At 64.7% G+C, this 12,321-nt stretch carries 14 protein-coding genes; 6 read left to right on the top strand and 8 right to left on the bottom strand.

Annotated elements, in window-relative coordinates; all coding sequences use genetic code 11:
- Positions 1–147: 147 nt before the first annotated feature.
- The 4 genes from gshB to rsmI form a co-directional block, all read right to left on the bottom strand.
- Complete coding sequence (gene gshB / locus AWH62_RS09495; RefSeq protein ID WP_075190233.1) at positions 148–1,095, bottom strand: glutathione synthase; 948 nt, start codon at positions 1,093–1,095, stop codon at positions 148–150.
- On the bottom strand, positions 1,095–1,787 hold the full coding sequence (locus AWH62_RS09490) for a BON domain-containing protein (RefSeq protein ID WP_075190232.1): 693 nt from the start codon (positions 1,785–1,787) through the stop codon (positions 1,095–1,097). The genes gshB and AWH62_RS09490 overlap by 1 nt, the downstream gene beginning before the upstream one ends.
- Before the next feature lie 118 nt (positions 1,788–1,905).
- A complete protein-coding gene (locus tag AWH62_RS09485; protein ID WP_075190231.1) occupies positions 1,906–2,289 on the bottom strand; it encodes a YraN family protein in 384 nt (127 codons plus the stop codon).
- Positions 2,286–3,182, bottom strand: coding sequence for a 16S rRNA (cytidine(1402)-2'-O)-methyltransferase (gene rsmI / locus AWH62_RS09480; protein ID WP_143742999.1), 897 nt, complete (start codon positions 3,180–3,182; stop codon positions 2,286–2,288). Before rsmI ends, AWH62_RS09485 begins: the two co-directional genes overlap by 4 nt.
- Between rsmI and AWH62_RS09475 the strand changes: the two genes are divergently transcribed.
- Positions 3,181–4,530: a penicillin-binding protein activator gene (locus tag AWH62_RS09475; protein ID WP_075190230.1), complete on the top strand. Its 1,350-nt coding sequence runs from the start codon at positions 3,181–3,183 to the stop codon at positions 4,528–4,530. The genes rsmI and AWH62_RS09475 overlap by 2 nt on opposite strands.
- Before the next feature lie 10 nt (positions 4,531–4,540).
- Here AWH62_RS09475 and hemW read toward each other — a convergent pair whose 3' ends face one another.
- Together hemW and rdgB are read right to left on the bottom strand one after the other, a co-directional pair.
- Positions 4,541–5,698, bottom strand: a complete 1,158-nt coding sequence (gene hemW / locus AWH62_RS09470) for a radical SAM family heme chaperone HemW (protein ID WP_075190229.1) — start codon at positions 5,696–5,698, stop codon at positions 4,541–4,543.
- Complete coding sequence (rdgB, locus tag AWH62_RS09465; protein WP_075190228.1) at positions 5,695–6,288, bottom strand: RdgB/HAM1 family non-canonical purine NTP pyrophosphatase; 594 nt, start codon at positions 6,286–6,288, stop codon at positions 5,695–5,697. Before rdgB ends, hemW begins: the two co-directional genes overlap by 4 nt.
- 381 nt (positions 6,289–6,669) lie before the next feature.
- On the opposite strand from rdgB, the gene AWH62_RS09460 reads away from it, so the two are divergent.
- Both AWH62_RS09460 and AWH62_RS09455 read left to right on the top strand, forming a co-directional pair.
- Complete coding sequence (locus tag AWH62_RS09460) at positions 6,670–7,224, top strand: DUF2975 domain-containing protein (protein WP_075190227.1); 555 nt, start codon at positions 6,670–6,672, stop codon at positions 7,222–7,224.
- 14 nt (positions 7,225–7,238) lie between these two features.
- The gene (locus tag AWH62_RS09455; RefSeq protein ID WP_075190226.1) at positions 7,239–7,469 is read left to right on the top strand and encodes a helix-turn-helix transcriptional regulator; all 231 of its coding nucleotides are present in this window, start codon (positions 7,239–7,241) and stop codon (positions 7,467–7,469) included.
- Positions 7,470–7,640: 171 nt separating this feature from the next.
- On the opposite strand, the gene rph is transcribed toward AWH62_RS09455, so the two are convergent.
- Positions 7,641–8,357 (bottom strand): ribonuclease PH, encoded by a 717-nt coding sequence (gene rph, locus AWH62_RS09450; protein ID WP_075190225.1) that lies wholly within the window; start codon positions 8,355–8,357, stop codon positions 7,641–7,643.
- Positions 8,358–8,478: 121 nt separating this feature from the next.
- On the opposite strand from rph, the gene hrcA reads away from it, so the two are divergent.
- From hrcA to AWH62_RS09435, 3 genes are all read left to right on the top strand, one after another.
- Complete coding sequence (gene hrcA, locus AWH62_RS09445) at positions 8,479–9,558, top strand: heat-inducible transcriptional repressor HrcA (protein ID WP_075190224.1); 1,080 nt, start codon at positions 8,479–8,481, stop codon at positions 9,556–9,558.
- Between the two features lie 6 nt (positions 9,559–9,564).
- A complete protein-coding gene (grpE, locus tag AWH62_RS09440; protein ID WP_075190223.1) occupies positions 9,565–10,227 on the top strand; it encodes a nucleotide exchange factor GrpE in 663 nt (220 codons plus the stop codon).
- A 106-nt stretch (positions 10,228–10,333) separates the two neighbouring features.
- Positions 10,334–11,848, top strand: coding sequence for an FMN-binding glutamate synthase family protein (locus AWH62_RS09435; protein WP_075190222.1), 1,515 nt, complete (start codon positions 10,334–10,336; stop codon positions 11,846–11,848).
- A gap of 90 nt (positions 11,849–11,938) precedes the next feature.
- Here AWH62_RS09435 and AWH62_RS09430 read toward each other — a convergent pair whose 3' ends face one another.
- Positions 11,939–12,286: a glycine zipper 2TM domain-containing protein gene (locus AWH62_RS09430; protein ID WP_075190221.1), complete on the bottom strand. Its 348-nt coding sequence runs from the start codon at positions 12,284–12,286 to the stop codon at positions 11,939–11,941.
- Between the last annotated feature and the right edge of the window lie 35 nt (positions 12,287–12,321).

Genomic DNA, 12,321 nt, shown 5'->3' with positions numbered 1-12,321 from the left:
CGCCACCAGATGCAACCCACCTGTCTCGCAGCGCAACCCGATCCGGTAACCGTCCGGCATCATTGGGTTTTCCACAGGTTCGTTCACAACCAGATCAAAACAGGAACAAAGCATGTACGATAAATTGTCGCACGTCAAGCGTGTATTCTAGGCGCCGACCCGGCGGGCCACCGCATCCCAGAAGGCGGCGCAGGCATCGATTCCGGAGAAACGCTTGAGCTCCTGGACGCCGGTCGGTGAGGTGACATTGATCTCGGTCAGGCGATCACCGATCACATCAATGCCGACGAGGACCAGGTCCCGCTCCTTGAGGATCGGACCGATCGCGTCACAGATCCGCATATCGCTATCGGTCAGGCCGGACGCTTCGGCGACCCCGCCCACATGCATGTTCGAGCGGGTCTCACCGGTTTGCGGCACGCGGTTGATGGCACCGATCGGCTCGCCATCAATGATCAGGATGCGCTTGTCGCCCGCTGACACCGCCGGCAGGAAAGCCTGCGCGATCACCGGCTCGCGCGATTGCGCGAAGAAAGTCTCGAGCAGCGCCGAGAAATTGCCGTCGCCCGGCTTCAGGCGGAAAACCCCGGCGCCACCATTGCCATAGAGCGGCTTGATGATGATGTCCTGATGGGTATCCCGAAACCCGGTCAGGGCCGCAAGGTCGCGTGTGATCAGGGTCGGCGGGATGATGTCGGGATAAAGGAGCGGCAGGATTTTTTCCGGGCTCGAGCGGACCCAGAACGGATCATTGAGTACCAGGGTTTCACCCTTCAGCATTTCCAGCAGGTGGGCGGCGGTCTGATAGGCCATGTCGAAGGGCGGATCCTGGCGCATCAGGACGACATCGACATCGCGCGCCAGATCCAGCACCCGCGCCTCACCAAGCTCGGCGTGCTCGCCCTGGACATGCCTGACCCGGACCGGGCGGGCCCGGGCGAGAATGCGGCCTTCCTGCCAGGCCAGCTGGTCGGGATGATAGACGTAGAGCTCGGCGCCCCGGGCCTGGGCCTCTTCCATCAGGGCGAACGTCGTGTCGGCGTCCACATTGACAGTCTCGATCGGGTCCATCTGGACCGCAACACGCCATGCCATCATCTCGTCTCCGGTCCACCGATCAATTGTGGTCCGGAGTTAGGGCCGTCGCCCCGGGATTCAACCCCCGGATTCGCTTCGCCGACACAGGCTTCAGCCCGGCGTTCGCCGCGCGCCGGCAGATTGGTCGGCACGCCGGCGATGCGGACATAGGAGACGACCTCCTCAACCCCCTCAACCAACGAAGCATGGGCGCTGGCGCGCTCCAGCTCGCCGCGATTGCGGGCAACGCCTAGCAGATAGACCCGGCCGGCACGGGTTTCGACATTGAAATTGATCGAGCGCACGGAGCGGTCGGAGATCAGACGGCCATTGACCCGGGCCGTGATCTCGGCGTCGCGGGTACGGTCACGGAAGCCCTGGCCGGACCCGACCACGATTTCATTAGCAACATTGCGCACCGCAACCGAGGACCAGGCCAGACATTCGGCCATCAACCGGTCATCCTCGCGCGGCACCCGTCCGGTCAAAAGCGCGATGCCTTCGGTCACTTCGACATCGACGCCATCAAGGGCAAAGCCTTCCGAGCGCAGCATGGCCGACTTGATCGAGACCGAGGCATTGGTGTCGTCGAGCTGGCGGCCGATCGACCGATCCTGGCCAACCGCACCGACGGAACTGCAGGCCGACGGGGCCAGCCCGACAAGCCCGGCCAGCAGCAGGGTGGACATAAAAGAAAGACGGTCGGCCATACACGAAGCTCCTGTCGAATCGCCCGCGCCCCAGCTTAGTCATTTGCAGACGCGCTACCATGACAAGTCGCGGCGCCCAGGCCAAGCCACATCACAAAAGACACGATACCGGGCCGGGTCAGAGCAGGTCGCGGGCGCCGTCTCCGGGAATCCAGGCCGCGCGGCGATGTTGTGGCCAACGGCCCGGCACGACCAAGAAGAGGTCATAGCGCAAATGCAGCGCCTGCACGGCCGGGCGCGAGGCCCGCCAGATCGAGGCCGCACGGGTGATGCGACCGCGCTGGCGCGGCCCGATCGACTCAAGCGCGGCCTTGATGCTGGGCCGCGCCTTGACCTCGACAAACACCAGATATTCACCGCGGCTGGCGACCAGGTCGATCTCGCCGGCGGCCGTGCGGGCACGATGATCAAGCAGGCGATAGCCCTTGGCGACCAGCCAGGCCATGGCCAGCCATTCAGCCCAGCGGCCGCGGGCTTCCGCCTGCCGCCGCTTACGGGTCACCGGTCCTGGTCCTTGAGCGCCAGGGCTCGGGCATAGACATCGCGCCGCGGCCAGCCGGAGGCTTCGGCGACATGGCTGGCGGCCTCCTTGACGCGCATGTCCTCAAGCGCCGCGCGCAAGGCGGTATCGATCCGCCCGGCATCCCAGTCATCCACCGGCGGCGGGCCGACGACAATCACGACTTCACCGCGTGGCGGCCCGGCTTCTGCGTAGTGAGCGGCCAGTTCGGACAGGGAGCCGCGGCGTGCCTCCTCGTGCAGCTTGGTCAGCTCGCGGCAGACCGCCGCCGGCCGGTCTCCCAACACCTTGGCGAGGCTGGCGATCATCGCCGGAAGGCGCGATACGCCCTCATAGAAAACAAGGCTGCCGGGGATGTGGCGAAACGGCTCAAGCCAAGCTTCGCGCGGACCGGTCTTTTGCGGCGGGAAGCCGGCGAAGGTGAAACAATCGGTCGGCAGACCGGCAATGGCGAGCGCCGCCAGCACCGCCGACGCGCCGGGGATGGCAATGACCGGGATACCGGCCGCGATCGCGTCGCGGGCCAGCTTGTAGCCCGGATCAGAGACCAGCGGCGTGCCCGCATCCGACACCAGGGCAACGCGCTTGCCGGCTTCAAGATCTTCGAGAATTCCGGGCCGGACCCGCTCACCATTATGGTCATGATAGGCCGTCAACTCGACCCGCAGCCCGTAGGCATCGAGCAGTCGCCGGGTGACGCGGGTGTCTTCGGCAAGGACGCGGTCGGCTTGTCCGAGCACGTCGAGCGCCCGCAAGGTGATGTCGCGCAAATTGCCGATTGGCGTCGAAACCAGGTAAAGCCCCGGCCCGAGCGCTTGCCCCCTGCCGCCACGGCGGATAGCTTCGCCAAGAATTTCCCGGGATGTTTCGGTCATGCTTTCAGTCTTCAATTCGCGTATCGCCCTGCCGACGGACACATTGGCACAAAGCCGCGGCCTGCGCTGCCTCGCTGTCATCGCGATGGTCGGCACACTCGCCGCCTGTGGCACAACGCAGACCGCGCCGCCGGCGCCGATCTACACGCCGCCGGAACCGGTAATCGATGAACCGGTCGAAATCGAGCCCGATCCGGTCGAGGAGCCGGTCGCCACCGGCCTCATCCCGCCACACATGGCGGACCGCGAAATCGCCCGCGTCGCCCTGCTATTGCCTTTCTCGGCTGACAATTCCGGCGCCCGCTCGGAAGCGCTTCGCCTGTTGAATGCGGCCGAGCTGGCCCTGTTCGAGCGCGGCAGCGGCAATCTCCTGCTGATCCCCAAGGACACACAAGGCACACCGCAGGGCGCCCGGTCTGCGGCCCAGGCCGCTGTCGAGGACGGCGCCGACATCATTATCGGGCCGCTGTTCGGACCGGCTGTTTCCGCTGCCGGCCAGGTGGCTCGCCAGGCCGGCATCCCGGTCATCGCCTTCACGACGGACGCCACGGTTGCCGGCAATGGCGTTTATCTGATGAGCTTTCCGCCGGAGATTGAAGTCGCCCGCATTGTCGAATACGCCACCCGTCAGGGCGTCGAGCGCTTCGCCTATCTCGGGCCGCAGAGCCGCTACGGCATGGCTGTGCACGCCGCGCTGCAGGACAATGCCGCGCTGACCGGCGGCTATGTCGCCGCGGAGAGTTTTTATACCGGCGATGTTGAAGCCATGGCACGCGCCTCGGCGCGCCTTGCGGAAGGCGTGTTCGAACCGCTGACCCCGGAAGAGGCCGACGAGCTGCGGCGCGAAGCCTGGGTGCCCGACCCCGAGGCGGCCTTCCAGGCGGTGATCCTGCCGGAGGGCGGGACGCGCCTTCGCGCGCTGGGACCGCTGTTGATCTCGCAATCGGTCGACCCACTTGTCGTGCGCTTCCTCGGCACCGGGCTTTGGAATGACCCCGACCTGCTGCGGGAGCCGGCCCTGCACGGCGGCTGGTTCGCCGGTCCGGACCTGGACGCCCGCACCAATTTCGAGACGGCCTATCGGGCAGCCTATGGCAATGATCCCTCGCGGATCGCCAGCCTTGCCTATGACGCGATGAGCCTGGCCGCCCATCTCGACGGCGGTGAGCGCGGTTTCACCCGGGAAGCCATTGAGGAAGAGCAGGGTTTTCTCGGCGCCGATGGCCTGTTCCGTTTCGTCGGGACCGGACTGATCGAACGCGGACTGGCGATTTATGAAATGCGCTCCCGCGGACTTCGGGAAATCGAACCGGCGCCGCTGACCTTCGAACCCATCGAGGCGTTCTAGTCCCGGCCGCTCAGGGCAATATTTCGCGGGTAACCCGGTCGGCCAGCAGACGGCCCGCCGGTGTGAGGCGTATACGCACCCCGTCACGGGCCAGGAATCCCTCGTCGATCATCCGGTCGATGCCGGCCGCCTCTGGCTGGCATCCGGTGGCGGCGGCGAGATGGTCGAGATCCAGACCGTCGGTGATCCGGAGCCCGAGAAAGGCCCGCTCAATCATGTCCTCGGGCGGAGAAAGCTGTTCGCGGCCAGCGTCCGGCACGCCGGAGCCGCGCGTCGCAACACCGGCAATATAGTCAGACGGACGCCGGGCAGCCGTGGTGGCGATCCGGCCACCGTCCGCCGTACTGCGCCCGAGCCGGCCATGCGCGCCGGGTCCGACACCGATCCAATCCCCACCTTCCCAATAGATCCGGTTATGGGTCGAACGATCCGCGTCGCTGCGGGCATGGTTGGAGACTTCATAGGCGGGAAAGCCTGCCGCCGCGCACATCTCGCCGGTGAGCTCGTAGAGATCGGCGGCGCTGTCCCCGTCCACGGCTAGCGTCTCGCCCCGCTCGGTCCGCTTGCCGAAGGCCGTGCCCGGCTCGATGGTCAGCTGGTAGGCCGAGATGTGACCGGCGCCAGTGGCCAGCGCCTCTCCGAGTTCGGTCCGCCAGTCAGACAGGGTCTGACCGGCATGGGCATAGATCATGTCGACCGAGACCCGATCGAAGGAAGACAGGGCCATGTCGATGGCCTGACGCGCACCGGAGCCGTCATGATCACGGCCGAGACCGGCAAGGACCGCATCATCGAAACTCTGGACCCCCAGCGACAGGCGGCCCACGCCGGCCTGTGCAATGCCGGCGAAACGGGCCTGGTCATTGGGATTGGCCTCAAGACCGATTTCCGCGCCCGTCGACAACCCCCAGAGCCGGTCCGCCGCCTCTATCACCCGGGCAATCCAGTCAGGCTTCATCAGTGAAGGCGTTCCTCCGCCGAAATGCAGGCTGGCCAACGCCCGCGGCCCGGTGCGCTCGCGCCAGTCCGCCATGTCGTCCAGAATTGCCGCGAGCAGCGCCTCGTCATCGCCCTTGGGCCGATAGACATTGAAATCGCAATAGGGACAGATCCGCGCGCAATAGGGCCAGTGCAGGTAAAGCCCGAGCGCCTGGCCGAGATCGGTCATCGCTGGAAACCCTGCGCGACCATCGCGTCCAGCGCACGGGCGCGATGGCTGAGCTGGCGCTTCTCGTCAGCGCTCATCTCGCCGAATGTGCGGTCATGACCGGCGGGCTGGAAGACAGGATCATAGCCGAAACCTTCCGGACCACGCGGCGGCCAGACGATCTCGCCTTCGACCTCGCCCTCAAAGAAGACAATGTCCTCGCCAGGTCGAGCCAGGGCAATCGTGCAGACAAAGCGCGCAGTGCGGTCAGCGCTGCCAGACGCCGAAAGCGCGTCCTCGACCCGCTGCATGGCGCGACTGAAATCGCGCGGCTCGCCGGCCCAGCGGGCTGAATGGATGCCGGGATCACCCCCGAGCGCATCGACAGACAGTCCGGAATCATCGGCCAGGCAAGGCAGGCCCGTCGCCTCACAGGCCGCCCGCGCCTTCAGCGCCGCGTTACCGCGAAATGTCGTCTCGGTTTCTTCCGGTTCAGGAAGGGCGAGGTCGCGGGCGCTCTTCAGGGTCACTCCGAAGGGGGCCAGAATCCGCTCCATCTCCTTGATTTTACCGGCGTTATGGCTCGCCAGCACCCAGGTTTCCCGGTTCATTTTGCCGCTCCCGCGCCATCTCATTTATCGCCTTTCGAAAAATTCATATCGAAAAACGATATTTTTCGCTTGCGCCCGCCGAACTTTGTGTTTATCGATAAACAACAAGGACGGGACACGTCGTCCGAACAACATGAATGACAACGGTAATTGGTCAGATACAAGACAAAGGAAACAGTGAAATGGTCAGGTCCAACAATTCAGGCATGCAGATGATCGGCTCCATCGCCATCAACCTCATGCTGCTCGTCGCTGTCGGCGCCGGCGCGTTCTACGCCATTGCCCCGGTCGCGGCATGATGGAAAAAGTCGCGTGAGGTCCGGTCAAACGGATTAAGGTCACCGGACCTCGCGTGCGACGCCTAGCAGGGAAGGGGCGGCTATGAAGGCACTGGGAAGCGGATCACTCGCATCCGTTTTGAAGGTGGTACTGGACGTGGTCTGGTACCTGGCCTGGGCCCTATTGGGTTTTGCAGCCCTCGTCCTGATTGCAACCGGCGCCACCCTGCTGATGGACTGGCTTGGTTATTCGCCGAGCTTCGTCACACAGTTTTTTGAGACCATCCGCAATCACGGCTGGGTCTACCCGATCTTCGTCGCCGAGATCGTCGCCTTCCTGGTCGTGATCGACCGGCTGCGCCGCATCTTCTCGACCCTGATCGCCGGCGACCCCTTCGTACCGGAAAATGCCGGCCATTTGCGGGTAATCGCGATTGCCATCGCCGCCTACCAGGTCCTGCGTCATGTCACCCAGGGTGCGGTCGCCATGATCCTGACCCTTCTGGATACCGATAATCCGGTGGTCGGCGGGCTCGAACTGGCAGGCGTGGACGGAATTGATCTGGGGGCCTGGTTCGCCGTGGTGGCGCTTCTGGTCCTGGCGGAAGTCTTCCGCGAAGGCGCGCGGATGCGCCAAGAACAAAAATTGACGATTTAGGGGAGACGCACACCATGCCCATTCGCGTCACTCTTGATCGCATGCTCCTCGAGCGCCGCATGTCGCTGACCGAACTCTGCGACCGTGTCGGCATCACCATGGCCAACCTGTCCATCCTCAAGACAGGCAAAGCCAAGGCCGTCCGCTTCTCGACCCTGGAAGCGCTCTGCCGCGAACTGGGTTGCCAGCCCGGCGACCTGCTGAGTTTTGATGATGAGGACGATGACGCCGACGCAGCCGAATAGGCGCGAACGTCACCCAAAGACCGCCGACCCAAGGGTCGACGGGACAGACGGCGGGGGTGGGCCTGCACGGTAGCCCCTTCCCAAAGAGGCCGTGCGGGCCGTTTCCAGCCCCCCAGCGCGCCCCCGCCGTCTGTTCTTTAATTCAACCGGCTTCCGCCTTCAGTGCAAGTACTAAGCCTTCAGTGCGGCCAGTTGCGCCGCGCACAGGTCGGTGACGCCGGCCTTGGCGAGGGCGAACAGCAGGTCGAAATCTGTCTCCGGGATCGGCTTGTCTTCCGCGGTGGCCTGGATCTCGACAATCCCGCCCTTGTCGGTCAGCACGAAATTGGCGTCGGCCTCGGCGCGGCGGTCCTCCTCGTATTCAAGGTCGAGCCGGGTTTCGCCGTCGATGACACCGCAGGAGATGGCCGCGAGCTGGCCGTGAACCGGGTCCTCGGTCAGCAAGCCTTCCTCGATCAGATAGCCGGTCGCCTGTTTCAGCGCCACCCAGGCACCGGTGATGGCCGCCGTCCGGGTGCCGCCATCAGCTTGCAGGACATCGCAATCGATGGTGATCTGGCGCTCGCCGAGGGCTTTGAGATCCACAACGGCGCGCAGGGAGCGACCGATCAGACGCTGGATTTCCTGGGTGCGGCCGGACTGCTTACCGGCAGACGCTTCACGGCGCGAACGCGTATGCGTCGCCCGCGGCAACATGCCGTATTCCGCCGTCACCCAACCCTTGCCGCTACCGCGCATCCACGGCGGGACGCTTTCTTCAATGCTGGCGGTGCACAGGACATGCGTGCCGCCGAAACGGGCCAGACAGGAGCCTTCGGCATAGAGCGAGGCGCCGGCCTCGAGGCTGATTTCGCGCATGGCGTCGCGGGCGCGTCCATTGGGTCTCATGCTCGTCTCCGGTGTCGGTGCTGTCATGCCCCGCTCCTAGCGGCGTTGTCGGTGGGCTTCAAGCGCCAAGCACGCGCAAAGCGGATTGAACCCGGGCGCAGGCACGACTAATTGAAGACTCATGTCCCAGACCGCACCGCAATCGGCCCTGGCCGCGCTGGATGACCGCATGCGCACGATCTTTCGCGAGATCGTGGAAGCCTATCTGCGCTCCGGCGACCCGGTCGGCTCGCGCACCCTGTCGCAGACCGGCAATCTCTCCCTGTCGCCGGCCTCGATCCGCAACACGATGGCCGACCTCGCCGATCTCGGCCTGTTGAGCGCGCCGCATTCCAGCGCCGGTCGCATGCCGACCCATGCCGGCCTGCGCCTTTTCGTTGATGGCCTACTGCAGGTTGGCGAATTGTCGGCAGATGAGCGCAAGGCTATCGAAGGGCAGGTTTCAGTATCCGGGCGCTCGACACAGGATTTGCTGACTGAGGCAACCTCCCTCCTTGGCGGGCTTGCTGGCGGCGCCGGTTTGGTGATCACCTCGAAGCGCGAAGCGCCGATGCGGCATGTGGAATTCGTACCCTTGTCCGCTGTGGAAATGCTGGCGGTTCTGGTGTTTGAGGATGGCAGCGTCGAGAACCGGCTGATGCGAACACCGGACGGCATCCCGCCGGCCGCGCTGATCGAGGCCGGCAATTACCTGTCCACTCGCCTCAAGGGACGCACGCTGAGCGATGCCCGCAAGGCCATTGAGCTCGAAATTGCCGAACGTCGTTCCGCTCTTGACGGCGCCGCGGAAAGCCTTGTGACGCTGGGGCTGGCCGACTGGAGCGGTGGCCAGGGCCGCGAACGCTCGCTGATCGTGCGCGGCCAAGCTCGCCTTCTGGAAAGCCTCGAGGCCGCCAGCGACCTGGAACGCATCCGCCTCCTGTTTGACGACATCGAGCGCAAGGAAGAGCTGATCACCTTGCTGGACAAGGCCCGCGACGCCCAGGGCGTGCGCCTGTTCATCGGCGCCGAAAACCCGCTTTTCAGTCTGTCGGGTTCCAGTGTGATCGTGGCGCCCTATATGAATGCCGAACAGGAAATCATCGGGGCGCTGGGTGTAATTGGCCCCACCCGTTTGAACTATGCCCGTGTTATCCCCCTCGTCGACTACACCGCCCGTGTGGTCGGACAGATACTGGACAGCGCGCGATCGCGAGAGTGAAGACAGATGAGCGACACAGAGAACAAGCCGCACGAAGACCCGCAAGCCCCGCAGGACGAAACCGCACCCGCCGCTGCTGAAGACAGCGCCGAAGCGGCTGTCGACCCGGCAGACCAAACGGCAGACGAAACGACCGAGCTGGACCCGGTCCTCAAGCTGACCGGAGAACTTGATTCCATGCGGGACAAGCTGTTGCGTGCCCTGGCCGAGGCCGAGAACACGCGCCGCCGTGCCGAACGCGATGTCGCCGATGCCCGCAGCTACGCCGTTTCCAGCTTCGCCAAGGACATGCTCGACATTTCCGACAATCTCACGCGCGCCATGAGCGCCGTTGACGAGACCGCCCTCGCCGACGCACCGGACGCTGTGAAAAACCTCGTCGAAGGCGTGGCCATGACCGAAAAGGCCATGGCCACCAAGATGGAGCGTCACGGCGTCAAGAAGGTCGACCCGCAGCCGGGTGACACTTTCGATCCGCACAGGCACCAGGCCGTTGCCCAGATTCCGTCCGAACATGGCGCCGGCAAGATTGCTGCCGTCATGCAGACCGGTTTCGTGATCGCCGACCGCACCCTGCGCGCCGCCATGGTCGCCGTCTCCTCCGGCCCGGTGGCCGGCAATGGTGACGCGTCCGGCGGTACCGGCGGCAATGTCGACGTGAAGGCCTAGCCTCCACGCCGGGCGTCACACCCGCAACATTCGCGCCGCGGACTCTCGCATCACGCTCGATGACGGGTCATGATACGGCGCGAACGAGCGGGAGACACCCATGACAATGCTGCCTGGTTGGGCGATAGATGCCATGAACATCCTGGCCCAGGCGTTCATTCTCGCCGTCGGCCTGGCGGCCCTGATCGCCTTGCTCATGTATGTTACCGACATCACCCAGACGCGCGACGCGATTCGGCGCAATTATCCCGTCGTCGGTCGCTTCCGTTCGCTCTTCACAACGCTGGGCGAATTCTTCCGGCAGTATTTCTTCGCCATGGATCGCGAGGAGCTGCCCTTCAACCGGGCTGAACGGGAGTGGGTGGGCCGTTCATCGGAGGGCAAGGGCGGCACAATTCCATTCGGCTCGACCAAGCCGATGGACAAGCCGGGCAATGCGATCTTCGTCAATTGTCCATTCCCGCTGCTGGACGACCATGCCGCCGATACCCAGCCGATGCGGGTCGGACCGGACGCCCGCATCCCCTATGACGCACCGTCCTTCTTCAATGTTTCCGGCATGAGCTATGGCGCCCTGTCCAAACCGGCGGTGCGGGCGCTGTCACGCGGGGCCGCCAAGGCCGGCATCTGGATGAATACCGGTGAGGGCGGGCTGTCACCGATGCACCTGGAAGGCGGCTGCGACCTCGTCTTCCAGATCGGCACCGCCAAATACGGTGTCCGCGACGAGCTGGGCGGCCTGTCCGACGAGAAGCTGCGCGAAGTTGCCGCCCACGAAACCGTGCGCATGTTCGAACTCAAGCTGTCGCAGGGCGCCAAGCCGGGCAAGGGCGGCATCCTGCCGGCCGAGAAAGTGACCGCCGAAGTCGCAGCGATACGCGGCATTCCCGTTGGTCAGGCCTCGATCTCGCCCAATCGGCACCCCGAGTTCGACGATATCGGAGGTCTGCTCGACATGATCGAGCATATCCGGCAGGTCACCGGCAAGCCAGTCGGTTTCAAGGCGGTGATCGGCGCCTATGGCTGGATTGACGAGCTGTGCGTCGAGATCACCAAGCGCGGACCGGAGAGTGCCCCCGACTTCTTCACCATAGACAGTGGTGATGGCGGCACCGGCGCGGCGCCGATGGCGCTGATGGACAATGTCGGGCTGACGATCCGAGAAAGCCTGCCGATCGTGGTCTCCATCCTCGAACGCTATGGCTTGAAGGACCGTATCCGCGTGGTCGCGTCAGGCAAATTACTGACCCCGGGGGCGGTCGCCTGGGCGCTCGCGGCCGGCGCCGACTTCATCCAGTGCGGCCGCGGCTTTATGTTCTCGCTCGGCTGCATCCAGGCGCTGAAATGCCACAAGAATACCTGCCCGACCGGCGTCACGACCCACAAGAAACACCTGCAGCGCGGTCTCGTGGTCAAGGACAAGGCCGAGCGGGTCGCCGCTTACGCCAACACGGTGCGCCAGCATGTCGAGATGATCGCCCATTCCTGCGGCGTGCCGGAACCGCGCCGACTGGGCCGCAAACATGTCCGCATCGTCCAGGCCAATGGCCGCTCCCTGCCGATGACGGCGCTGAATTACCTGCCTGACGACGAAGCACCCAACCGGGAAATCCCCGGCTAGGCCTGATATCCACGCCATCGGACACAAAAAAGCGCCGGAACCCGCAGGCTCCAGCGCTCTTTTCATTCGGCCACATCCACCGTATCGCCGTTAGCAGGCGCGATACTCACCATTGCGCCAATAGGTGCAGCCATCGCGATTGTTGACGTAGTAATAGCGATTGGCGCGCTCATCGAGATAGAGGCGGGACTGGTTGGGATTGTCCTCGGTCCAGCGACAGCCGCCTTCCGAGCGACAACCGGCATAGGCGCCGGCCGCGCCACCGACCACACCGCCAATGATGGCGCCGGTCTCGGCATCACCCGAGCCGGTATTATTGCCGATCACGGCACCGGCAGCCGCACCCATGGCTGCGCCGGTGGCCGCACCGCGGGTCGTCGCGCCACAGGCTGACAGGCCCACAACGGCAACAGAAACAATGAGCAACGACTTGATCATGACGACGTCTCCCGTATTGGTTCGACTTTCGATAC

The organism is Maricaulis sp. W15, assembly GCF_001924955.1.
Classification (GTDB): Bacteria; Pseudomonadota; Alphaproteobacteria; order Caulobacterales; family Maricaulaceae; genus Maricaulis; species Maricaulis maris.
Note: the sequence above shows the minus strand (reverse complement) of the source record. Positions and strands in the feature narration are given on the sequence as shown.